The sequence below is a fragment of the Burkholderia sp. 9120 genome (genome assembly GCF_000745015.1).
GTDB lineage: Bacteria > Pseudomonadota > Gammaproteobacteria > Burkholderiales > Burkholderiaceae > Paraburkholderia.
On sequence record NZ_JQNA01000002.1, the window covers coordinates 666,746 to 690,703 of the forward strand.

The following is a 23,958-nucleotide window of genomic DNA, read 5'->3' on the forward strand; positions in this document are numbered from 1 at the left end:
AGAACCTCGACAGAAGATATCCAGTCGTCCGCAGCCGGAATATAAGATCAATCCGAATCTTGAAAATACGTCGGCGCTCGTCGCCTGTTCGGTGAGCGGAGCGCGACCTATCGTAAAAGAATTGCCCGGCTAGTTGTCGCGACCGCTCAGGTCAGCGACGTATCCACGATCCGACGCGGCGTATCGAGGTATTCCTTCGATTGCATTTCGACGATGCGCGAGACCGTGCGCGTGAATTCGTTCGCCATCGGGCCATCGACATAGAGCTCTTCCGGCGGCACCGCCGCCGACATCAGCAGCTTCACCTTGTGGTCGTAGAACACGTCGATCAGCCACGTGAAGCGGCGCGCCTCCGACGCCATACGCACCGACATCTGCGGCACGCCGGAGAGCACCACCGCGTGAAAGCGGCTCGCCAGTTCGAGGTAGTCGTTCTGCGAACGCGGGCCGCCGCAGAGCGTCGCAAAGTCGAACCAGACGACGCCGTCCGCTTTACGCAGCGCCTTCAGCTCGCGCTTTTCGATGCGCAGGATCGGGCTCTCGTCAGGCACTGCGGCGAGGCGCGCGAACGCGTCGCGCAAGGCTTTGTCCGACGCCGCGCCGAGCGGCGTGTGATACACCTCGACCTGAGCCAGCGTGCGTTGCCGGTAGTCGATGCCGGCGTCGACGTTGACCACGTCGAGCTTGCTCTTGATGAGCTCGATTGCCGGCAGCATGCGGTCGCGATGCAGGCCGTCCGGATACAGCGTGTCCGGATCGTAGTTGGACGTCATCACGAACTGCACGCCGTTTTCGAACAGCTTGTCGAGCAGACGGTAGAGGATCATCGCGTCGGCGATATCCGACACGTGGAATTCGTCGAAACAGATCAGCCGGTAGCGCTTCGCAATGCGGCGCGCGAGTTCGTCGAGCGGATCGGCGGTGCCTTTCAGCTCTTCCAGTTCGCGATGCACTTCGCGCATGAACTCGTGGAAATGCAACCGCGTTTTGCGCTGCACCGGCACGATCATGTAGAAGCTGTCCATCAGGAAGCTCTTGCCCCGCCCTACGCCGCCCCACAGGTAGACGCCGCGCGGCAGATCCGGGTGAATGATCAGCTTCTTGAACGCATTCGAGCGGCGCGATTTGTACTCGGTCCACTCTTCAAAACACCGCTGCAGGCGGTCGACCGCCGCGAGCTGCGCCGGGTCCGATTGATAGCCGCGCGTCTGCAGTTCTTTTTCGTAGTATTCGGTGACGTTCATTGGGTTGCTGCAAAAAAGAAAGGCGGGAGGGAATGAACCCGCCCGCCTTGGTGGTGATGCCGAATTGCGTTCAGTCAGGCGTGCGCGTGATTACATGTTCAGCGCGCGCTTGTCCACGGCCAGAGCCGCTTCGCGCATGACTTCCGAGAGCGACGGGTGCGGATGGCAAATGCGGCCGATATCTTCCGACGCCGCCTTGAATTCCATCGCCACCACGGCTTCCGCGATCAGGTCCGATGCGTTGGCCGAAATGATGTGCACGCCGAGCAGTTCGTCGGTCTTCGCGTCGGCGATCATCTTGACGAAACCTTCCGCCTTGTTGATACCCAGCGCGCGGCCGTTCGCCATGAACGGGAACTGGCCCGTCTTGACTTCGCGACCCTCCGCCTTCAGTTGCTGTTCGGTCTTGCCGACCCACGCGATTTCCGGTTCGGTGTAGATCACCCACGGAATGCAGTTGTAGTCGATATGCGGCTTCTGACCGTCGATGATTTCGGCCACCAGCACGCCTTCATCTTCCGCCTTATGCGCGAGCATCGGGCCACGCACCACGTCGCCGATCGCGTACACGTTCGGCACCGCCGTCGCGCAGTGGTCGTTGACGTCGATGAAGCCGCGCTCGTTGGCCTTCAGGCCGATCGCTTCGAGGCCGAGGTTGTCGGTGTTCGGCACGCGGCCGATCGACACGATCAGGCGGTCGGCTTCGAGCGATTGCGCGTTGCCGTCCTTGTCCGTGTAAGCGATCGTGACGTTCTTGTCCGTTGCCTTGATTTCGCCGACCTTCACGCCAACGTGAATGTCGAGACCTTGTTTCTTGAACTGCTTGGCCGCTTCTTTAGCCAGCGACTGGTCAGCCGCGCCGAGGAATTCCGGCAGCGCTTCGAGCACGGTCACGTCCGCGCCCAGACGACGCCACACCGAACCGAGTTCCAGACCGATCACGCCGGCGCCGATCACGGCCAGCTTCTTCGGTACGGTGTCGAACGTCAGTGCGCCTTCGTTGTCGGCGACGATTTTGTTGTCGACCGGAATGCCCGGCAGATGACGCGCCTTCGAACCCGTGGCGATGATCACGTTCTTTGCCGTGACGACTTCCGTCTCGCCTTCGCCGCTCACTTCGATCTGCACGCCGGCGTCCGTCTTGCCGGTGAACTTGCCGTGACCCTTGAGCCAGGTGATCTTGTTCTTGCGGAACAGGAATTCGATACCCTTGGTCATCTTCTCGACGATGCTTTCCTTGCGGGCCAGCATCTTCGAGATATCGACCTTGACGTTTTCCACGGAGATACCGTGGTCGCCCAGGTGATGCGATGCGTTTTCAAATTCTTCCGACGACGCGAGCAATGCCTTCGACGGAATGCAACCCACGTTCAGGCACGTGCCGCCGAGCTTCAGCGTGCCGGCCGGGTTCTTCCATTTCTCGATACACGCGACGGTCTTGCCGAGCTGCGCTGCGCGGATGGCGGCGATATAACCGCCGGGGCCTGCGCCGATCACGACGACGTCAAATTCTTTGGACATGACAATCCTTTTGATGGCGGAACGGCGCGCGGCCACGCTTCGAGGCGCGCGGCGTTCCTGTGCTGCGGAATGCTGGAAAGACGTAGTGCTTATATGGCGTCGACTTGTGCGATGACAAGCCGACGCCGGCCCAACCCGACTCGTGCTTACAGGTCGAGCAACAGACGAGCCGGATCTTCCAGCGCGTCTTTCATGGCCACCAGCGACAGCACCGCTTCGCGACCGTCGATGATGCGGTGGTCGTACGACAGCGCCAGGTAGTTCATCGGGCGGATCACGATCTGGCCGTTTTCGACCACAGCGCGTTCCTTGGTGGCGTGCACGCCGAGAATCGCGGATTGCGGCGGGTTGATGATCGGCGTCGACAGCATCGAACCGAACACACCACCGTTCGAGATCGAGAACGTACCGCCGGTCATTTCGTCGATCGACAGCTTGCCGTCTTTCGCCTTCTGACCGAATTCGGCGATCTTCTTCTCGATTTCAGCGAGGCTCAGCTGATCTGCATTGCGCAGGATCGGCACCACCAGGCCACGCGGCGAACCGACCGCGATACCAATGTCGAAGTAGCCGTGATAGACGATGTCGTTACCGTCGATCGACGCGTTCACCAGCGGGTACTTCTTCAGCGCGTGAACCGCCGCCTTGACGAAGAACGACATGAAACCGAGCTTCACGCCATGTTCTTTTTCGAACTTGTCTTTGTACTTGTTGCGCAGGTCCATCACCGGGGCCATGTTCACTTCGTTGAACGTGGTCAGGATGGCGTTGGTTTGCTGCGACTCGAGCAGACGTTCGGCGATACGTGCGCGCAGACGCGACATCGGCACGCGTTGTTCCGGGCGGTCCTTCAGCCACTGGTCGGCGGAGGCCGGGCCCTTGACTTCCGGCAGCGACGGCTTGGCCGCCTTCGGTGCGGCAGCGGCCGGAGCCGGTGCGGCCTTGGCAGCCGGCGCGCCGGCGGTCAGCACGTCGCCCTTGGTGATGCGGCCGTCGCGGCCCGTGCCGGCGACGTCGCCCGACGCCAGACCCTTCTCCGCCATCAGCTTGCCGGCAGCCGGCGAAGCAGCGGTGTTCGCACCCGTTGCGGATGCGGCTTGCGCGGCCGGAGCAGCGGCTTGTGCCGGCTCAGCGACCGGAGCCGGCTTCACTTCGGCTTCGACGGCAGCGGCGCCAGCCTTGCCTTCGGTGTCGATCTTCGCGATCACCTGATCGGCGGCGACGATATCGCCGTCGTTCGAGATGATTTGCGCGAGCACGCCGGCTGCGGGTGCCGGCACTTCGAGCACGACCTTGTCGGTCTCGATTTCGATGAGAATTTCGTCGATGGCGACAGCCTCGCCGGGCTTCTTCTTCCACTGCAGCATCGTGGCTTCCGAGACCGACTCGGAAAGCTGGGGAACCTTGACTTCAACAATAGCCATTATGAATATCCTGAATACGTATCGGGTGACGGCGCGGTGAACGACGACCGCCTGCGAACCATGCCTGCCGTTGATGAACCCTCTATGGGTTCGGTGAGCGGCGGCACGGGAAAGCGCACTGCGCTTTCCCGGTTCGTCTGTTTTGCTTATTTAGCGATCGACGAGCTCTTGAGACGGCCGAACGCGCCCTCGATAAGCGCCTTCTGCTGCTCGTAGTGCTTCGCGTAGTAGCCGACTGCCGGCGAGGCCGAAGCCGGACGGCCGCTGTACGCCAGCTTCTGTCCGTCCTTCATGCCTTCCTTCAGGTGATGCTCGATGTAGAACCACGGGCCTTGATTCTGCGGCTCGTCCTGCACCCAGACCACTTCGGTCGCGTTGTCGTACTTCTTCATTTCCGCTTCGAACTGCTTGTGCGCGAACGGATAGAGCTGTTCGATACGGATGATCGCGACGTCGTACTGCTTCGCTTCGCGGCGATGCGCGACGAGGTCGTAGTACACGCGGCCCGAGCAGGCCACCACGCGCTTGACCTTCTTCGCGTCGACCGCTTCGTCCACTTCGCCGATGATCGGCTGGAACGCGCCCTTGGCCAGTTCCGACAGATCCGACACGGCTTCCTTGTGGCGCAGCAGCGACTTCGGCGTCGCGACGATCAGCGGCTTGCGGAACAGCCGGATCATCTGACGGCGCAACAGGTGGAAAATCTGCGCCGGCGTGGTCGGTTGAACGACCTGCATGTTGTGATCTGCGCACAGTTGCAGGAAACGCTCGATGCGTGCCGACGAGTGTTCCGGACCCTGGCCTTCGTAGCCGTGCGGCAGCAGCATCGTGAGACCCGACACGCGGCCCCACTTCACTTCGCCCGACGAGATGAACTGGTCGATCACGACTTGCGCGCCGTTCACGAAGTCGCCGAACTGCGCTTCCCACGCGACGAACGTATTCGGTTCAGCGGTCGAGTAGCCGTACTCGAAACCGAGCACCGCTTCTTCCGACAGCACCGAATCGATCACGTTGAACTTCGCCTGACCTTCCGCGATGTTCTGCAGCGGCACGTACGTGCCGTCGTTCCAGCGTTCGCGGTTCTGATCGTGCAGCACCGAGTGACGGTGCGTGAACGTGCCGCGGCCCGAGTCCTGACCGGTCAGACGCACGGCATAGCCGGACGCGACCAGCGACGCGAATGCCAGGTGCTCGCCCATACCCCAGTCGAGCTTGGCTTCGCCACGGCCCATCGCGCGACGGTCGTTGAGAACGCGCTCGACCAGCGGGTGAACCTTGAAGTTTTCCGGCACCGTGGTGATGCGTTCGGCGAGGCGCTTCAGTTCCGCGAGCGGCACGGCCGTGTCGGCTGCGTCGGTCCACTTGCGGTTCAGGAACGGCACCCAATCCACCGCGTACTTGCTCTTGTAATTCGACAGGACCGGGTCGACCGTGTGGTGACCTTCGTCCATGGCCTTACGGTAGGCCTTGACGAAATCGTCGCCTTCTTCCGCCGTGATCACGCCTTGTTGCACCAGCTTTTCAGCGTACAGCGCGCGCGTGCCCGGATGCTTGGCGATGGTCTTGTACATCAGCGGCTGCGTGACCGCCGGCGTGTCCTGCTCGTTGTGACCCAGCTTGCGGAAACAGACGATGTCGACGACCACGTCTTTGTGGAACTGCATCCGGAAGTCGATGGCCAGCTGCGTAGCCAGCACGACCGCTTCGGGATCGTCGCCGTTCACGTGCAGCACCGGCGCTTCGATCATCTTGACCACGTCCGAGCAATACAACGTGGAGCGCGAGTCGCGCGGGTCCGACGTCGTGAAGCCGATCTGGTTGTTGATGACGATGTGCAGCGTGCCGTGCGTGCCGTAACCGCGCGTTTGCGCGAGGTTCAGCGTTTCCATCACGACGCCCTGGCCGGCGAAGGCCGCGTCGCCGTGGATCTGCACCGGCAGCACTTGCAGGCCGCTGTCGTCGCCGCGACGGTCCATACGGGCCTTCGCCGAACCTTCGACCACCGGGTTGACGATTTCGAGGTGCGACGGGTTGAACGCGAGCGACAGGTGAACCGGGCCGCCTTCGGTCGAGACGTCCGACGAGAAACCCTTGTGGTACTTGACGTCGCCGGCAGGCAGGTCGTCGACGTGCTTGCCTTCGAATTCGGCGAACAGGTCCGCCGGCATCTTGCCCAGCGTATTGACCAGCACGTTCAGACGGCCGCGGTGAGCCATGCCGATAACGATTTCCTGAACGCCGTTGGCGCCGCCGTGACGCACGACTTCGTCCATCGACGCGATGAAGCTTTCGCCGCCTTCGAGCGAGAAGCGTTTCTGGCCGACATACTTGGTGTGCAGGAAGCGCTCGAGGCCTTCAGCGGCCGTCAAACGGTTCAGGATGTGCTTTTTCTTGTCGTTCGAGAAATTCGGCGTCGAACGGATCGACTCGAGCTTCTCTTTCCACCAGCGCTTCTGTTCCGGATCGCTGATGTACATATACTCGGCGCCGATCGTGCCGCAGTACGTGTCACGCAATGCCTTGACGATCTCGCGCAGCGACGCGCGCTCGAAACCGAAATACAGGTTCGTGGCGCTGAACTCCTGGTCCAGGTCGGCTTCGGTGAAGTCGTAGAACGCGGGTTCCAGTTCGGGAATAGCGGGACGTTCGCGGCGCTTCAGCGGATCGAGATTGGCCCATTGCGAGCCGAGGAAGCGATATGCGCCGATGAGGGACTGCACATAGACTTGCTTGCGGGAGGTAGCGAGATCTTCGCCGCCGGTCGCAGCGCGCGGGATGAAGGCGTTAGCCTTGGCCCGTTGAGCAAACGATTCGACGATCGGGCCGTGGGCCACGTCGTTGGCATTGCTGCCGTCCGATGCAGGAACATTCTGCAACGCGTCGAAATAGCTGCGCCAGTTCTCGGGCACTGACGCCGGATTGTCGAGATACGCTTCGTACATTTCTTCTACGTACGGAGCATTGCCGCCGAACAGATAAGAGTTCGACTGGAATTGCTTCATCATTTTTACGCTCACCTTTCTTCGAGTTTCTCGAGAAATAGCGGGTTACAGAACCTTCCGCGACACGGCCTGACCGTTTGGCGGATTGCGCGAATCAAGTCTTGCTTGGAAGGACCTAAAACTTTGCACCCGGGGAGCATATCACAGAACCGATACTCCAGATAGCAGACGGATTGCCGCTCAAGCCTTTTCTGACGGGGCTTTCGGGCTACTTTCAAGATGGGTAACAGTCTCCTGCGGCAAACGGGGCCAATTGGCCAGCAGGTTGCATCAGCCTGCATGGGAGCAGAAACGGCAAAAGCCACCCGAAGGTGGCTTTTGCCTGACAGCGAACCGGGTTTGCGCCCGGTTGTCTGCGGATATTGCTTAGTCCACTGCGCCCTTACGGCTTGCGCTACGGCGCTCGTGTTCCTTCAGGTAACGCTTGCGCAGACGAATGGATTGCGGCGTGACTTCGACGAGTTCGTCGTCGTCGATGAATTCGACCGCGTATTCCAGCGACATCTGGATCGGAGGCACGAGGCGCACCGCTTCGTCGGTACCCGACGAACGCACGTTGGTCAGTTGCTTGCCCTTGATCGGGTTCACGACCAGGTCGTTGTCACGGCTGTGAATGCCGATGATCATGCCTTCGTACAGCGGCTCACCCGGCGACACGAACATACGGCCGCGATCCTGCAGCTTCCACAGTGCGTACGCGACAGCCGCGCCGTCGTCCTGAGAAATCAGCACGCCGTTGCGACGCTCGCCCACCGCGCCTTCACGAACCGGCTGGTACGAGTCGAACGTGTGGCTCATCAGGCCCGTGCCGCGCGTGAGCGTGAGGAATTCCGACTGGAAGCCGATCAGGCCACGTGCCGAAATACGGTACTCGAGACGCGTACGGCCACGGCCGTCCGACGCCATGTCGAGCATTTCGCCCTTACGGCGGCCCAGCTCTTCCATCACGCCACCCTGGTGGCCGTCTTCCATGTCGACGGTCAGGTTTTCGTACGGCTCGTGTTTCACGCCGTCGATTTCCTGCATCACCACGCGCGGACGCGACACGGCCAGCTCGTAGCCTTCGCGACGCATGTTTTCCACCAGAATGGTCAGGTGCAATTCACCGCGGCCTGCCACTTCAAACGTGGTTTCGTCGCCGGTTTCTTTCACGCGCAGCGCCACGTTGTGGTTCAGTTCCTTCATCAGGCGGTCACGAATCTGACGGCTCGTGACGAACTTGCCTTCGCGGCCGGCCAGCGGCGACGAATTGACGAGGAAGTTCATGGTCAGCGTCGGTTCGTCGACGGTGATCATGGGCAGCGCGTCCGGTTGTTCCGGTGCGCAGATAGTCACGCCGATACCGATTTCTTCGATACCGTTGATCAGCACGATGTCGCCGGCTTCAGCCGACTCGACCTGCACGCGCTCGAGGCCCTTGAACGACAGCACCTGGTTGATCTTGCGGTTCAGGATCGCGCCGTCGGGGCCCGAACGAACGGCGACCGACATACCCGGCTTGATCGTGCCGCGCGTGATACGGCCCACGCCGATACGGCCGACGTACGACGAATAGTCCAGCGACGTGATCTGCAGTTGCAGCGGCGCAGCCGGATCGGCCGGGCGAACCGGAACGTGTTGCAGCACGGCTTCGAACAGCGGACGCATGTCGCCTTCGCGCACGTCCTGCGTCAAGCCCGCGTAGCCGTTCAGGCCCGACGCGTAGACGATCGGGAAGTCGAGTTGTTCGTCGGTTGCGCCCAGCTTGTCGAACAGGTCGAACGTCTGGTTGATCACCCAGTCGATCCGCGCGCCCGGCCGGTCGACCTTATTGATCACGACGATCGGCTTCAGGCCGAGCGCCAGCGCTTTCTTGGTCACGAAGCGGGTTTGCGGCATCGGGCCTTCGACCGCGTCCACCAGCAGCAGCACCGAGTCGACCATCGACAGCACGCGCTCCACTTCGCCGCCGAAGTCGGCGTGGCCCGGCGTGTCGACGATGTTGATGTGCGTGCCTTCGTACTCGACCGCGCAGTTCTTCGACAGAATCGTGATGCCACGTTCTTTTTCGATGTCGTTCGAGTCCATCACGCGCTCGACGACCTGCTGGTTGTCGCGGAACGTGGCGGTCTGACGGAGCAGTTGGTCGACGAGCGTAGTCTTACCGTGGTCGACGTGGGCAATGATGGCGATGTTGCGTAGGGCGCGGTTCATAGGAAACCTGGAGACAGTTGGAGTGCGCCGCTTGCTTAGCCGGTTACTTATCGGTTGCCAGATAAACCACGAAACCACGACAAGCCCAAAGCGCACTTTTGGGAACCCAACATTATAGCACGCAGAAATGAAGCTATCTCATATTCCCTGATTGCGCGAGCGGCCTTGGCGCGCGCGGGCGCAGAACACCCTGCCCGCGCGGATCGGCGCAACCCTACGCAAAACCGCGCGCATCATGCCTTGAGCCGTAAGGGATCCTTGCCTAAGCTGTAATAACGCTTGCCGCGTCAACCAACGGACCTCTATACTCCTGCCTAGTCAACCATTGCATTCGCACGAGAATCATGACGGAGCATTCTCCTACTCCCACGCCGGACCTCAGCCAATATCAGCTAGGCGAAAGCGTCGGCTATCTGCTGTCGCGCGTGAAATCGACCATGTCGAACCTGATCACGCAACGCAGCATGGCCGAACTGGGCATCACCAGCCAGCAGGGCAGCATCCTGTTCATGGTGGCGAGCGGCAAATGCCTGCTGGCGGCCGAACTGGCGCGCGAATACGGCATCGACGCAAGCGCCGTCACGCGTCTGGTCGACCGGCTGGAGAAGCGCGGTCTGCTGACCCGGGTGCGCAGCAACGAAGACCGACGCGTGGTACGCCTCGCGCTGACGCCGGAAGGTCACGCGATCGCGGCGAAAATGCCGGCCATTTTCAACGGTGTGCTGGACGACCTGCTGAACGGCTTCACGCCGGAAGAAGTGGGTTTTCTGAAGAGCATGTTGCGCCGTGTGCTCGTCAATTCCGGTGAACAAACGGGACTAACCCGTGATGCAGCAAGCAATTTCGACAGCAAATCGTCATAGATTGCTTGCAGTGTCCATCATTAAATTCCACTCAAAGAGTCGAGCGATGAAATCCCTTTCCCTGTCCGCGTCCGCGCTTTCGCGCCGGACCGCTGTCGCCGCCGCGGTGACGGCGCTCGCCCTCACGGGGTGCGCGAACTACTTCGGCATGAAAAGCGACAAGCAGATCTCGTCGCCGGCTCAGTACGAGTCCTCCCAGAGTCTGTCGGGCCAGGGCGGCCAGTGGCCGTCGCTCGACTGGGCCGACCAGTTCGGCGACCCGCAGTTGCCCAAGCTGATCGCGGAAGCGCTGGAAGGCAGCCCGTCGATCGCGCAGGCGCAGGCACGGATCGCGAAGGCGTCGTCGTATATCGAAAGCTCGCGCTCGGCGCTGTATCCGAAGGTGAACGGCAGCTATTCGTGGACCCGCGAACTGTTCTCCGGCAACGCGCTCTACCCGCCTCCGTACGGCGGCACCTGGTATAGCGAGAACAACGTGCTGGCCAGCGCGTCGTGGGATCTCGACCTGTGGGGCAAGAATCGCCAGCGCCTCGGTCAGGCCGTGTCGCAGGAAAAGGCCGCCGAGGCCGACATGCAGCAGGCGCGCGTCACGCTTGCCGCGTCGGTGGCGAGCTCGTATAACCAGCTCGCGCAGCTCTATGCGTTCCGCGACATCGCCGCGCGCGAAATCGCCAACCGCCAGGATATCGGCCGCATTACCAACGGTCGCGTGGCGGCTGGTCTCGACACCAATGTCGAGCGGCAAACGGCGAACGGCAACATCGCGACCAGCCAGTCGAATTTGACCGACCTCGACGGCCAGATCACCGTGGTGCGTTACCAGTTGGGCGCGCTGCTCGGCAAGGGGCCGGACCGCGGCCTGCAGATCGACAAGCCGGTGCTGACCAACGGCAACGCCGTGGCACTGCCGGATAACCTGCCGGCCGACCTCGTCGCGCGTCGTGCGGATATCGTCGCCGCGCGCTGGCAAGTAGAAGCCGCGATGCACGACGTGAAGGAAGCCAAGGCCGAATTCTTCCCGGACGTGAATCTCGCGGCCGGCGTCGGCTTCGACGCGTTCGGCTGGGGCCGCTTCCTCAAATCCGGCAGCCGTCAGATGCAACTCGGCCCGGCGATCCATCTGCCGATCTTCGACGCCGGCGCGCTGCGCTCGCAGTTGAAGGGCCGCTTCGCCGATTTCGATCTGGACGTGGCGAACTACAACCAGACGCTGATCAGCGCGCTGTCGGACGTCGCGACGCAAGTCTCGTCGATCCGTTCGATCGACCAGCAGTCCGGCGACGCCCAGCGCGCGCTCGACGCGTCGACCAAGGCGTACCAGCTGGCCGTGATCCGCTACAAGGCCGGGCTGTCGCCGCAGTTGCAGGTGCTGACCGCCGACCAGAATCGCCTCGCCGCCGAACAGACGGTCACCAGCCTGAAGATGCGCCGCCGCGATATGCAGATCGGCCTCATCAAGGCGCTCGGCGGCGGTTTCGACGCGACGCAAACCGGCCTCGTGGTGCCGACCGATGCCCCGGCATCGGCCACCGCCGCGACCGCCGCGGCAAACTGAACGCAGCGCACGAAGCCACACCGAACACGCAGAACATCCGAATAAACGACGACGTTCAAGAGAACCCGGAGCACATCAATGAGCACCCCCCAGCAGCCCGCGGCTAACCCCCAACCGGCCCAACCGGCGAACAACGGCAAACGCAAGCGCATGATGACGCTGCTCGTCATCGTGATCCTGATCGCCGCGATCGCCTACGGCCTTTATTACTTCCTCGTCGCGCGCTTCCACGAAGACACCGACGACGCCTACGTGAACGGCAACGTGGTGCAGATCACGCCGCAGGTCACCGGCACCGTGGTCGCCGTGAACGCGGACGACACGCAAACCGTCAAGGCCGGCGATCCGCTGGTCGTGCTCGATCCGGCCGACGCGCGCGTCGCGCTGGAACAGGCTGAAGCGAATCTGGCGCAAACGGTACGCCAGGTGCGCGGCCTGTTCGCCGACGACAACCAGTACGAAGCGCAAGTCGCCCAACGCCAGTCCGATCTGTCGCGCGCTCAGGACGACCTGAAGCGCCGTCTGGCCGTCGCGCAAACCGGCGCGGTGTCGCTCGAAGAAATCTCGCACGCCCGCGACGCCGTGAAGAGCGCGCAAGCCTCCGTCGACGCCGCCCAGCAACAACTGGCGTCGAATCGCGCGCTGACCGCCAACACCACGATCGCGAATCACCCGAACGTACAGGCGGCCGCCGCGAAGGTGCGCGACGCGTACCTGAACAACGCGCGTAACAACCTGCCGGCGCCGGTCACGGGCTACGTCGCGAAACGTTCGGTGCAGGTCGGCCAACGCGTTTCGCCGGGCACTCCGCTGATGGCGATCGTGCCGCTCGGCGGCGTGTGGGTCGATGCGAACTTCAAGGAAGTGCAACTGAAGTACATGCACATCGGCCAGCCGGTCGAACTGACGGCCGACGTGTACGGTTCGTCGGTCGTGTACCACGGCAAGGTGGTCGGCTTCTCGGCGGGTACGGGTTCGGCGTTCTCGCTGCTGCCCGCGCAGAACGCCACCGGCAACTGGATCAAGGTGGTGCAGCGTCTGCCGGTGCGGATCGCGCTCGACCCGCAGGAACTTGAAAAGCATCCACTGCGGATCGGCCTGTCGATGCAAGCCGACGTCAGCATCAAGGACCAGAGCGGCGGCCAGCTCGGCGAAGCGCCGAACACGGTCTACCAGACCAACGTGTTCGAGAAGTACGGCGATCAGGCCGATGCGGAAATCGCCCGCATCATTGCGGAAAACGCCGGCCCGAACGGCGGCACGCCGAAGCCGGCTCAGGCAGCCGCGGCGGCCCCGGCCAAGCCCGCTGCGAAACTGATGTAAGCGGCGCGACGATTCATACAAGGTTTTTTTAATGGCTCAGGCTCAGGCGCAAGTCCCTCACCCGCCGCTCGAGGGCGCGCAACTGGTGATCGGCACCATCGCGGTGTCGCTTGCCGTGTTCATGAACGTGCTCGACACGTCGATCGCCAACGTGTCGATTCCGTCCATTTCGGGCGACCTCGGCGTGTCGTCCGACCAGGGCACGTGGGTAATTACGTCGTTCGCGGTCGCCAACGCGATCTCCGTGCCGCTGACCGGCTGGCTCACCCAGCGGTTCGGCCAGGTGCGGCTGTTCATGGCGTCGATCATTCTGTTCGTGATCTCGTCGTGGCTGTGCGGCCTCGCGCCGACGCTGCCGTTCCTGCTCGCCTCGCGCGTGCTGCAAGGCGCGGTGGCCGGCCCGATGATTCCGCTGTCGCAAACGCTGCTGCTCGCCAGCTATCCACGCGCCAAGGCGCCGATGGCTTTATCGATGTGGGCGATGACCACACTGATCGCGCCGGTGGCCGGGCCGATTCTCGGCGGCTGGATCTCGGACAACATTTCGTGGCCGTGGATTTTCTACGTCAACATTCCGGTCGGCGCGATTGCCGCCGGGGCAACGTGGATGATTTTCCGCAACCGCGATTCGGAGATCAGAAAAGCACCGATCGACGGCGTCGGTCTCGGCCTGCTGATCCTCTGGGTCGGCTCGCTGCAGGTCATGCTGGACAAGGGCAAGGATCTCGACTGGTTCTCGTCGACGACCGTCGTCGTGCTGGGGCTCACCGCAGTGATCTCGCTCGCGTTCTTTATCGTGTGGGAATTGACGGCCGAGCATCCGGTGGTCGATCTTTCGCTGTTCAGCCGGCGCAATTTCACGAGCGGCACGATCGCGCTGTCGATCGGATACGGGCTTTATTTCGGCAACCTCGTGTTGCTGCCGTTGTGGCTGCAAACCGATATCGGCTACACCGCCACCGAAGCAGGTCTTGTGATGGCGCCGGTCGGCGTGTTCGCGGTGCTGCTGTCGCCGATTACCGGCAAGGTGTTGCCGCGCACCGATCCGCGTTATATCGCGACGCTGTCGTTCCTCGTGTTCGCGCTGTGTTTCTGGATGCGCTCGCGCTATACGACCGGCGTCGATACTTATTCGCTGCTGGTGCCCACGTTGATTCAGGGGATCGGCATGGCCGGGTTCTTCATCCCGCTGGTGTCGATCACGCTGTCGGGCTTGCCGGGCAACCGGATTCCGGCGGCGTCGGGTCTGTCGAATTTCGTGCGGATCATGTGCGGCGGCATCGGCACCTCGATCTTCCAGACCGCTTGGGATCACCGCACGATCATGCATCACGCGCAACTGGCCGAGCAGGCGAGCGCCTATAACCCGGTGTTCGATCAGTCGATCCGGCAGATGGGCGCGGCCGGTTTCAGTCAGCCGCAAGCGTATGGTCTGTTCAATTCGATGGCCACGCAGCAGGCCGCGCAGTTGGGCGTGAACGATCTGTTCTTCGTGTCGGCGGGGATTTTCGTCGCGCTGATCGCGCTGATCTGGATGGCGCGGCCGGAACGTGCGGGTGGCGATGCGGGTGCCGCGGCCGCGGCGGCGCATTGAGATTCGGGTTGGTTACTGCGCTGTAGAGACGACGTAACCCGATGTGAAAAAAGGCGGGACCGCCTGGTAGCGGTCCCGCCTTTTTATTTGCGGCGCGTATGTCTGGTTGCTGCGGTCAGCGAGCGGCTTAACTCTGCGCGGTGACCACCAGCCGTTCGGGCGCCAGCACACCCTCACCCGGCTTCGCGACGCCAAGCAGACGGCCTTCCGCTGCATACACTCTGACGCGCGGCGCATTCGCTGCGTCGCTGCTAATGCTCAACTCGGACAGCTTCAGCCGCTGACCGTGCAAAAAGCGGCGCGTCGCGTCTTCGTTCAACTCGACGGACGGGAACGTCGACAACAACGCATCCACCGGCTGCAGCCACGTGTCACGCTCGGCTTCCGTGGCGTCGGACAACGCGTCGAGCGTCACCGAATTCTCCAGCGTCAGCGCACCCACACCCGTACGCCGCAACGCGACCAGATGCGCGCCGCAACCCAACGCTTCGCCGATATCTTCGGCCAGCGTACGCACGTACGTTCCTTTGGTGCAGGTCACGCGAAACGTCACATCAGGCAGCGCGCATGCGAGCAGCTCGAGCTTGAGGATCGTCACCTGGCGCCCTTCCCGCTCGACTGTCTGGCCGGCGCGCGCATATTCGTACAACGGTTTGCCGTCGCGCTTGAGCGCCGAATACATCGGCGGAATCTGGGTGATCTCGCCGAGAAAACGGCTCATGGCCGCCTGAACCGCGGCCTCGTCGCACGTCACGGCGCGCGTGTCGATCGCTTCGCCTTCGGCGTCGCCGGTAATCGTGCGAATACCGAGGCGCATGGTGGCCTCGTAGGTCTTGTCGGCTTCGAGCAGGTCCTGCGAGAACTTGGTGGCTTCGCCGAAACACAACGGCAGCAAACCAGTGGCGAGCGGATCGAGCGTGCCGGTATGGCCCGCCTTTTTCGCCAGATAGAGACGCTTCGCGCGAATCAGCGCGTCGTTGCTCGACAGGCCGAGCGGCTTGTCGAGCAGCAGCACGCCGTCGAGCACGCGACGCGGCACGCGGGGACGTTGAGGTGCGGTCATGTCAGAAAGACGGAGTCTTCGATGGATACGGAAAACGACGCTGGGTGCGGCGTGGGCTGATGCTTTCGGCTTCGGCTTCGGCGCCGTAAGCAGCCTAAGCCGCAACTCACAGCGCACTCAGTCTTCTTTCGCGCGACTGGCGTTGGCTTCGTCGATCAGCTTCGACATCTCGACAGCCCGCTCGATCGTCTGGTCGTAGTGGAAATGCAGCGTCGGCACCGTATGGATATGCAGAAGTTTGAACAGCTGATTGTGCAGATGACCGGCCGCATGCGTGAGCGCTTCGAGCGTCTGTTGCGGGTCGCCGGTCAACGTCGTGAAATAGATCTTGGCGTGCGCATAATCCGGCGTCAGTTCGACACTTTGAATCGTGACGATACCGATACGCGGATCTTTGACCTCGCGCAGCAGAACGGACAGATCGCGCTGGATCTGATCGGCGATCTGCACGTTGCGATTGGGAGAAGTACGTTTTTTAGGCATGGTGTTATGTGATCCGCTTGGGCGGATGCAAAAAAGTGGGTCGCGCAGCTGCGGCCTGCCGATGGTTCGTGGAGCGACGCCTGAGCGGCTCCATGCTATTCACGACAAGTCAGACCGCCTGCGCGAAACGGCGGGCCCAAAAAGCAACGGGCGGAGCGGGCGTTAAAGCCCGCTCCGCCCGTTGAGCCGTGCCGCGTGAATTACAGCGTACGCGCGACTTCGGTGATCTCGAAGACTTCGAACTGATCGCCTTCGACGATATCGTTGAAGTTCTTGATCGACATACCGCACTCGAAGCCCTGACGGACTTCCTTGACGTCGTCCTTGAAGCGCTTGAGCGAGTCGAGTTCGCCCGTGAAGATGACGACGTTGTTGCGCAGCACGCGCACCGACGACGAGCGCTTGACGAAACCGTCCGTGACCATACAGCCTGCCACCGCGCCAATCTTCGGTACCTTGAAGACCTGACGCACTTCGACCGTACCGGTAATGATTTCGCGCTTCTCCGGCGCCAGCATGCCCGACATCGCGGCCTTCACGTCATCTACTGCGTCATAGATGATGTTGTAGTAGCGAATATCGACACCGTTGGATTCCGCCAGCTTGCGAGCCTGCGCATCCGCACGGGTGTTGAAGCCGATGATGACCGCCTTCGATGCCGTTGCCAGATTGACGTCCGACTCGCTGATGCCACCCACGGCGCCGTGCACGATCTGTACGCGCACTTCGTCCGTGGACAGTTTGAGCAGCGACTGCACTAACGCTTCCTGCGAACCTTGCACGTCAGCCTTGACGATGAGCGGCATGTACGCCACTTCGCCTTCGGTCATCTGTTCCAGCATGTTCTCGAGCTTCGCGGCCTGTTGCTTGGCCAGCTTGACATCGCGGAACTTGCCTTGACGGAACAGCGCGACTTCACGTGCCTTACGGTCGTCCGGCATGACGATGACTTCTTCGCCAGCCTGCGGGACTTCCGACAAACCCTGAATTTCGACCGGGATCGACGGACCCGCCGACTTGGTGGGCTTGCCGGTTTCGTCGAGCATGGCTCGCACACGACCGTAAGCGCTACCTGCCAGCACCACATCGCCGCGGTTCAGCGTACCCGACTGGACCAGGATCGTTGCAACCGGACCCTTACCCTTGTCGAGCTTCGCTTCGATGACGAGACCCTTGGCCGGTGCTTCGACCGGTGCCGTCAATTCCAGCACTTCGGCTTGCAGCAGCACTTGTTCGAGCAGATCGTCGATGCCCGCGCCGGTCTTGGCCGACACCGGCACGAACGGCGATTCGCCACCGTACTCTTCCGGCACGACGCCTTCGGCGACGAGTTCCTGCTTCACGCGTTCCAGATTCGCATCCGGCTTGTCGATCTTGTTGATCGCGACGACGAGCGGCACGCCGCCTGCCTTCGCGTGGGCGATCGCTTCCTTCGTTTGCGGCATCACGCCGTCGTCGGCTGCGACCACCAGAATCACAATGTCGGTTGCCTTCGCACCGCGGGCACGCATGGCCGTGAATGCCTCGTGACCCGGCGTGTCGAGGAACGTGATCACGCCGCGCGGCGTTTCCACATGGTACGCGCCGATGTGCTGCGTAATCCCGCCCGCTTCACCCGCTGCAACCTTCGCGCGGCGGATGTAGTCGAGCAGCGAGGTCTTGCCATGGTCAACGTGACCCATGACCGTGACGACCGGCGGACGCGGCAATGCTTCCGCATCCGAAATTTCGCCTTCGACCAGCATGGCTTCCGGATCGTCCAGCTTGGCCGCAACCGCGTGGTGACCCAGTTCCTCGACGATGATCATCGCCGTTTCCTGGTCCAGCATCTGGTTGATCGTGACCATCTGGCCGAGCTTCATCATCGACTTGATGACTTCCGACGCCTTCACCGCCATCTTGTGCGCCAAGTCGGCGACCGTGATGGTTTCCGGCACGTGCACTTCACGCACGATCGGTTCGGTCGGCGCCTGGAACGTGGTGTTCTGGTCCTGATGCTTGCCGCGACCCTTCGGGCCACCGCGCCAGCCGCGATCGACGCCGCCGCTCGTATCGCCGCGCGTCTTGATACCGCGGCGCTTGGCTGCGTCGTCCTGCCAGCCGCCCTTACCGCCACCCGGCTTCTTCTTGTCGCCGGCAGCCGGCGTAGTCGTAGCAGCCGGAGCCGCAGCGGCCGGCTTCTTGGCAGCCGGACGTGCCGGCGCTTCACCCGCCGGACGTGCCGGCTTGTGCAGCGTGCCCTTGGCTTCCACAGCCTTGGCCGGCTCAGCGGGCTTCGGTGCCGGTTCCGGCGCCTTGACCTGAGCCTTGCGCGGCGTGTTCATCATTTCGCGAATCGCACGTGCTTCGGCTTCTGCCGCAGCACGGCGCTTGGCGATTTCTTCCTGCTCGGCGCGCGCTTTGTCGGCTGCCTGACGCGCTGCGTCTTCGGCCTTCTTCGCGGCTTCGCGTTGCGCTGCGCGTTCTGCCGCGGCGCGTTCGTCGTCCTGCTCGCTTTCCTTCGCGACCACCGGCTCAGCCGCCTTGGCAGCGACCGGCTCGGCCTTGGCCGTCACCGGCTGCGCAGCTTGCGTTGCCGGCTGCTGAGTCTTCTCGCGGGCTGCCGCCTCGGCCGCAGCCGCTGCGCGCTTCTTCGCCGCGTCTTCTTCCGCACGGCGGCGCTCGGCTTCTGCAGCCTGCTCACGCGCCTGACGTTCGGCTTCTTCGCGTTCGAGTTGTTCCTGACGCGCCTTCAGCTCCTGAGCCTGCTTTTCGAGCAGCTCAGCTTCGTGACGAGCTTCCTCTTCACGACGCTGCAGTTCGAGATCGTCAACTTCGACCTCGACATCTTCGGCCACATGATTCGATGCATCCCCGCCTTCACCGGCGGCTTCGTCGCGGCGGACGAAAGTGCGCTTCTTACGCACCTCGACCTGAATGGTGCGAGCTTTGCCCGTCGCATCGGACTGCTTGATCTCCGACGTATGCCGTTTCGTCAGCGTGATCTTGCGCTTGTCTGCATCAGTCGAGCCGTGAGACTTGCGCAAGTGGTCGAGCAGACGCGCTTTGTCCGTTTCGGACAAAGAGTCGGCTTCGCTCGCCTTGGTGACGCCAGCCGCCTGCAGCTGCTCAAGCAGCACGCCTGCAGGCATTTTCAGTTCCGCGGCAAATTGGGCTACGTTGTTACTCGCCATTCATTCCTCTTAATGCAAGGACCGATTCCTTGCGGTTAGCATCGGGTCATGCGGCCTGACGGCCGCGTTCAATTTAGTGCGCCATGGTCATTTCTCACTGGAACCAGTGTTCACGTGCTTTCATGATCAACGCCTTAGCGGCATCCTCTTCCATCCCGGTCATCTCGACCAGTTCATCCACAGCCAGTTCGGCGAGTTCGTCGCGCGTCTGGATCTGGTGTTCAGCCAGCTTCGCGAGCAGGTCGGCGTCCATGCCGTCCAGGCTCTTCAGGTCGAGCGCTACATTTTCGACCTTTTCTTCATTCGCGATAGCCTGCGTCAGCAACGCGTCGCGCGAGCGGTTACGCAGTTCGTGAACGGTGTCTTCGTCGAATGCTTCGATTTCAAGCATTTCGTTGAGCGGCACGTAGGCAATCTCTTCGAGGCTCGTGAAGCCTTCGTCGATCAGGATGTCGGCGACTTCTTCGTCGACATCGAGACGCGCCATGAACAGGTCACGCAGTACGCCGCGTTCCTGATTCTGCTTTTGCGCGGATTCGTCCGGCGTCATGATGTTGATCTGCCAGCCGGTGAGTTCGCTGGCAAGACGCACGTTCTGGCCGCTGCGGCCGATCGCGACCGCCAGTTCGTTTTCGTCTACGACGACGTCCATCGAATGCTTTTCTTCATCGACGACGATCGACTGGACGGCTGCCGGCGCGAGGGCGCCGATCACAAACTGGGCGGGATCTTCCGACCATAGCACGATGTCGACGTTTTCGCCACCGAGCTCGTTACGCACAGCCTGCACGCGCGAACCGCGAATCCCGACGCACGTGCCGATCGGATCGATACGCTTGTCGTACGCGACCACGCCGATCTTGGCGCGCACGCCAGGATCGCGGGCCGCCGCCTTGATTTCCAGCAAGCCCTGTTCGATTTCCGGCACTTCCATTTCGAACAGCTTCATCAGGAATTCGGGCGCCGTACGCGACAGTTCGATCTGCGGACCGCGCGCGGTGCGATCGACCTTCGCGATGTAGGCACGCACACGGTCGCCCACGCGCAGGTTTTCCTTCGGAATCAGCTGGTCGCGGCGCAGCAGCGCTTCGACACGGCCGGTTTCGACGATGAAGTTGCCCTTGTCGAGACGCTTCACTGAGCCGGTCATGATGTGCTCGCCGCGCTCGAGGAAGTCGTTCAGGATCTGCTCGCGTTCAGCGTCGCGCACCTTCTGCAGGATCACCTGCTTGGCAGCCTGCGCGCCGATACGACCGAATTCGATCGACGGCACCGGTTCTTCGATGTATTCGTCGAGCTGAATTTCGGGTTGCTGTTCGCGTGCTTCGAACAACAGGATTTCCTGATCCGGTTCCTGCAAACCGGCTTCGTCCGGCACGACCTTCCAGCGGCGAAACGTTTCGTGCTCGCCGCTTTCACGGTCGATCTGGACGCGGATATCCGCATCTTCTTCGAAGAGTTTCTTGGAGGCCGAAGCGAGAGCCGCTTCGAGCGCGGCATATACCACGTCTTTATCGACGTTCTTCTCGCGTGCCAGCGCATCCACCAGCATCAACACTTCGCGACTCATTGTTTGCGGCTCCTAAAGTCAACTTTCGGAACGAGGCGTGCTTTGTCCATGTCCGCGAGCGTGAAATCGAGCATCGCGGCGCCTTCCTTCCCTTCAAATTCCAGACCGATCGTTTCGCCTTGCGGAGCATGCAGGATGCCCCGGTACGATTTCCGTCCGTCCAATGGCTTTTTCAATGTGATTACCACTTCGCTGCCTGCGAAGCGTTCGAAATCCGCTAGCTTCTTAAGCGGGCGATCGAGACCCGGAGACGACACTTCAAGCCGCTCGTAATCGATATTTTCGACCGTCAGAACGTGCTGGAGCTGACGCGTGACTTTCTCGCAGTCTTCAATCCCGATGCCGGCCGGCTGGTCGATATAGATACACAACATGCCGCGCCCGGTGCGCTCGAGATCGACGAGCTCGTAGCCGAGTCCCACGACCGTGGTTTCAATCAGTTCCGTCAGTTGCACAATGCCCTCTTAGATGTTCGCGCAGCGAGCCTGCCGCTTGTTTTGCAAACAACCAATGCGGGCCGCGCGCCAAGCTGGCGCACGTTCGTGCTACCCGAGATGCCGAACCACGATGAACTGAGCGGCAAAAAAAAATGGGCTAAACGCCCATCATCTTATTGCCGGTGGTCGCACCTGAGCCGCACATAAAAAGCCGCACGCCCAGCGACTCCGCGATTGTAGCCATTTTTCGGGACAAACGCAAACCGCAGAACGCCGCGTGAAGCGCATTTCCGCTTGATTTCATGGGAATCTTTCGGGGATATGACGGCATTGCGGGGCTTTTGCAAGGCGACTTGCGCCGCGGCCCGCCCGCGCCGGACAGTGTGAGGAAAAGAAACCTGCCCCTACTTTTATCGATAGCGCGGTTTTATGCGTTGCATGAAACCGGCGAGACTGATCGATCGATTTTGACGGCGGCCTTGTGACAATCGCTGAAGAACGATTGGCGGCCGGCGGTTACCGATAGATTTTCTGCTGTCAGAGAGGCCTTGACGGTTGTTTAACGGGTGCTTGAAAAACTAACAACTCATTCCGTTATACCGCTCAAGACCTCACCAAGGCTGCTTAACGCCCGCGTGTGCGGCCGCGCGGTGCGCCGCCGCTACGGTTGGCGCCGCCGCCCGGGTTAGCGTTGCCGCCAACCGCGCGGTTGCCATTGCCGCCACGGTTGGCGCCCGGCCCGCGACCGCCGCCGCTGCCGGGATTGGCGCCTGTGCCGCTAGTGCGCTTGCCGCCACCCGCCGCACGATTGCCATTGCCCGACGGCGCGCGATTGCCGTCGATATCGCGACCGCCACGCGGACCGGCCGCGCCGCCGCCCATCGGACCAGCGAAGCCACCGGCGCTACGGCCCGTGCCGCGATTGCCGTAACCACCACCCGCGCCGCCGGCCCCACCGCCACCGCCGAAGCCGCCGCCTGCCGCACCGCGCCGGCCTTGACCGCGCGGCTGCTGCTGATCGAAACGGCCATGCGACATCAGCACGGGTTCACGGTTGATAAAGCCCATCGACGTTTGCATCGGATCCGGCTGTTTGCGCTCCGGCGCCGAACTGCGGCTGCCGCGTTCTTCCGACGGCGCCTTCAGGCCAACCGACGCCATCAGCGCACGCACCTGATTGTCTTCGAGCTCTTCCCAACGACCGCGCTTCAGGCCCTTCGGCAGCGAAATCGCGCCGTGACGCGTGCGAATCAGGCGGCTAACCATCAGGCCGGCCGCTTCGAACATGCGACGCACTTCGCGGTTACGCCCTTCGGCGAGCGCGACGTGATACCAATGATTGGTGCCTTCGCCGCCGCCGTCGCGGATGCGCAGGAAACTCGCCGGACCGTCTTCCAGTTCGACGCCGTGCAGCAGCTTCTGACGCATGCCTTCGGCCAGCTCACCGACCACGCGCACCGCGTATTCACGCTCGACGCTATAACGCGGATGCATGAAACGGTTCGCGAGGTCGCCGGACGTGGTCAGCATCAGCAGACCTTCGGTATTGAAGTCGAGACGGCCGACCGCGAGCCACTTGGCGGTTTTCATCGGCGGCAGGCTATCGAACACCGACGCACGGCCTTCCGGGTCGGCATGACTGACGATTTCGCCAGCCGGTTTGTGATACAGCAGCACGCGCGGCGGTTTGTTGGCCAGCTTGCGCTTGACCGGCTTGCCATTGATGCGGACCTGGTCGGTCGGCATGATGCGCTGGCCGATGTGAGCCGGCTCGCCGTTCACCGACACCCGGCCGGCAACGATCAACTCTTCCATATCGCGACGCGAGCCCATGCCGGCTTCGGCCAACACCTTGTGCAGCTTGGGCGCGTCGTCGTCGGCGGCCAGCACGCGCTTGGGCGCAGCAGGCTTGCCACGGCGCACCATCGGCGCGGGCGCGCCGCCGGTCGTGCCGTTATCCGCGTCGAAAGCCGGCGACGTGACGTACGAGAACAGATCGTCCTGACCGGCTTCCGGCGCTGCAGCCGCCGCTACCGGCGCCTCGGCGCCGCGGCGCCCCTGACGCTGACCACCTTCACGCGGTTGACGCTCACGCTGGCCTTCACGAGGCGCGCCATCGCGCTGACCACCTTCACGCTTCGCGCCAGCGGTCGCGTTGCGGCGCGGCCCCTGACCCTTCGCGCCCGCATCCTTGCGCGGCATCCGCACTTGCGCGACGACTTCGCCATCCGGCGGCGTTTCGGTGACGACCGGCGCGCCTTGCGCGGCTGCGCCTTCGGCGCCCTTCGTCTTTGCTCCGGCGCGGCGGCGCGCAATCAGGCTGCGCGGGCCGCGGCGCAGGCCGCGGCGCGGACGGTCTTCGCCGTCTGCTTCCGCGGTCTGCGCAGGGCGTTCGCCCTCGGCAGCCGACGCTTGCTTGTTGCGCGTTTCGTCAGCACGCGCCGACGGCACGGCGCGGTCGGATTCGGACGAATCGGTGTCGTGGGTATGTGTCAAAACAACCTCAAAAT

The 23,958-nt window shown here is 62.5% G+C and carries 14 protein-coding genes and 1 pseudogene; 4 read left to right on the forward strand and 11 right to left on the reverse strand.

Features of this window, described 5'->3' with window-relative positions:
• Nucleotides 1–146: 146 nt before the first annotated feature.
• The 5 genes from zapE to typA form a co-directional block, all read right to left on the reverse strand.
• Entirely contained in the window at nt 147–1,244 is a 1,098-nt protein-coding gene (gene zapE / locus FA94_RS11280) for a cell division protein ZapE (protein ID WP_035550883.1), read from the reverse strand.
• Between the two features lie 90 nt (nt 1,245–1,334).
• Nucleotides 1,335–2,765, reverse strand: a complete 1,431-nt coding sequence (lpdA, locus tag FA94_RS11285; protein ID WP_035550885.1) for a dihydrolipoyl dehydrogenase — start codon at nt 2,763–2,765, stop codon at nt 1,335–1,337.
• A gap of 146 nt (nt 2,766–2,911) precedes the next feature.
• Nucleotides 2,912–4,189 (reverse strand): 2-oxoglutarate dehydrogenase complex dihydrolipoyllysine-residue succinyltransferase, encoded by a 1,278-nt coding sequence (gene odhB / locus FA94_RS11290; protein WP_035550887.1) that lies wholly within the window; start codon nt 4,187–4,189, stop codon nt 2,912–2,914.
• A gap of 146 nt (nt 4,190–4,335) precedes the next feature.
• Nucleotides 4,336–7,197 (reverse strand): 2-oxoglutarate dehydrogenase E1 component, encoded by a 2,862-nt coding sequence (locus tag FA94_RS11295; RefSeq protein ID WP_035550890.1) that lies wholly within the window; start codon nt 7,195–7,197, stop codon nt 4,336–4,338.
• A gap of 363 nt (nt 7,198–7,560) precedes the next feature.
• A complete protein-coding gene (gene typA / locus FA94_RS11300) occupies nt 7,561–9,387 on the reverse strand; it encodes a translational GTPase TypA (protein ID WP_035550893.1) in 1,827 nt (608 codons plus the stop codon).
• Nucleotides 9,388–9,731: 344 nt separating this feature from the next.
• Here typA and FA94_RS11305 point away from each other — a divergent pair, with 344 nt between their 5' ends.
• From FA94_RS11305 to FA94_RS11320, 4 genes and pseudogenes are all read left to right on the forward strand, one after another.
• Nucleotides 9,732–10,250 (forward strand): MarR family winged helix-turn-helix transcriptional regulator, encoded by a 519-nt coding sequence (locus tag FA94_RS11305; protein ID WP_035550896.1) that lies wholly within the window; start codon nt 9,732–9,734, stop codon nt 10,248–10,250.
• A gap of 46 nt (nt 10,251–10,296) precedes the next feature.
• On the forward strand, nt 10,297–11,805 hold the full coding sequence (locus FA94_RS11310) for an efflux transporter outer membrane subunit (RefSeq protein WP_035550899.1): 1,509 nt from the start codon (nt 10,297–10,299) through the stop codon (nt 11,803–11,805).
• 78 nt (nt 11,806–11,883) lie between these two features.
• A complete protein-coding gene (locus FA94_RS11315) occupies nt 11,884–13,128 on the forward strand; it encodes an HlyD family secretion protein (protein ID WP_035550902.1) in 1,245 nt (414 codons plus the stop codon).
• A gap of 19 nt (nt 13,129–13,147) precedes the next feature.
• Nucleotides 13,148–14,722 (forward strand): annotated as a pseudogene (locus FA94_RS11320) (DHA2 family efflux MFS transporter permease subunit); the annotation flags it as partial.
• Nucleotides 14,723–14,849: 127 nt separating this feature from the next.
• Here the strand turns inward: FA94_RS11320 and truB are convergent.
• The 6 genes from truB to rluB form a co-directional block, all read right to left on the reverse strand.
• On the reverse strand, nt 14,850–15,785 hold the full coding sequence (gene truB / locus FA94_RS11325) for a tRNA pseudouridine(55) synthase TruB (RefSeq protein WP_035550909.1): 936 nt from the start codon (nt 15,783–15,785) through the stop codon (nt 14,850–14,852).
• Between the two features lie 117 nt (nt 15,786–15,902).
• Nucleotides 15,903–16,268, reverse strand: coding sequence for a 30S ribosome-binding factor RbfA (gene rbfA / locus FA94_RS11330; RefSeq protein WP_035550913.1), 366 nt, complete (start codon nt 16,266–16,268; stop codon nt 15,903–15,905).
• A gap of 200 nt (nt 16,269–16,468) precedes the next feature.
• The gene (infB, locus tag FA94_RS11335) at nt 16,469–19,441 is read right to left on the reverse strand and encodes a translation initiation factor IF-2 (protein ID WP_035550916.1); all 2,973 of its coding nucleotides are present in this window, start codon (nt 19,439–19,441) and stop codon (nt 16,469–16,471) included.
• Between the two features lie 94 nt (nt 19,442–19,535).
• Nucleotides 19,536–21,011 carry a transcription termination factor NusA gene (gene nusA / locus FA94_RS11340; RefSeq protein WP_035550919.1) on the reverse strand — a complete coding sequence of 492 codons (1,476 nt, stop codon included), beginning with the start codon at nt 21,009–21,011 and terminating at the stop codon, nt 19,536–19,538.
• The gene (gene rimP / locus FA94_RS11345; protein WP_035550921.1) at nt 21,008–21,466 is read right to left on the reverse strand and encodes a ribosome maturation factor RimP; all 459 of its coding nucleotides are present in this window, start codon (nt 21,464–21,466) and stop codon (nt 21,008–21,010) included. Before rimP ends, nusA begins: the two co-directional genes overlap by 4 nt.
• Nucleotides 21,467–22,072: 606 nt before the next feature.
• On the reverse strand, nt 22,073–23,944 hold the full coding sequence (gene rluB / locus FA94_RS11350) for a 23S rRNA pseudouridine(2605) synthase RluB (RefSeq protein WP_035550924.1): 1,872 nt from the start codon (nt 23,942–23,944) through the stop codon (nt 22,073–22,075).
• Nucleotides 23,945–23,958: the final 14 nt, after the last annotated feature.

What these genes read in the sequence shown, in the direction of transcription:
- zapE (WP_035550883.1), bottom strand. Translation starts at nt 1,244, where the DNA reads ATGAACGTCACCGAATACTACGAAAAAGAACTGCAGACGCGCGGCTAT.
- lpdA (WP_035550885.1), bottom strand. Translation starts at nt 2,765, where the DNA reads ATGTCCAAAGAATTTGACGTCGTCGTGATCGGCGCAGGCCCCGGCGGT.
- odhB (WP_035550887.1), bottom strand. Translation starts at nt 4,189, where the DNA reads ATGGCTATTGTTGAAGTCAAGGTTCCCCAGCTTTCCGAGTCGGTCTCG.
- FA94_RS11295 (WP_035550890.1), bottom strand. Translation starts at nt 7,197, where the DNA reads ATGATGAAGCAATTCCAGTCGAACTCTTATCTGTTCGGCGGCAATGCT.
- typA (WP_035550893.1), bottom strand. Translation starts at nt 9,387, where the DNA reads ATGAACCGCGCCCTACGCAACATCGCCATCATTGCCCACGTCGACCAC.
- FA94_RS11305 (WP_035550896.1), top strand. Translation starts at nt 9,732, where the DNA reads ATGACGGAGCATTCTCCTACTCCCACGCCGGACCTCAGCCAATATCAG.
- FA94_RS11310 (WP_035550899.1), top strand. Translation starts at nt 10,297, where the DNA reads ATGAAATCCCTTTCCCTGTCCGCGTCCGCGCTTTCGCGCCGGACCGCT.
- FA94_RS11315 (WP_035550902.1), top strand. Translation starts at nt 11,884, where the DNA reads ATGAGCACCCCCCAGCAGCCCGCGGCTAACCCCCAACCGGCCCAACCG.
- truB (WP_035550909.1), bottom strand. Translation starts at nt 15,785, where the DNA reads ATGACCGCACCTCAACGTCCCCGCGTGCCGCGTCGCGTGCTCGACGGC.
- rbfA (WP_035550913.1), bottom strand. Translation starts at nt 16,268, where the DNA reads ATGCCTAAAAAACGTACTTCTCCCAATCGCAACGTGCAGATCGCCGAT.
- infB (WP_035550916.1), bottom strand. Translation starts at nt 19,441, where the DNA reads ATGGCGAGTAACAACGTAGCCCAATTTGCCGCGGAACTGAAAATGCCT.
- nusA (WP_035550919.1), bottom strand. Translation starts at nt 21,011, where the DNA reads ATGAGTCGCGAAGTGTTGATGCTGGTGGATGCGCTGGCACGCGAGAAG.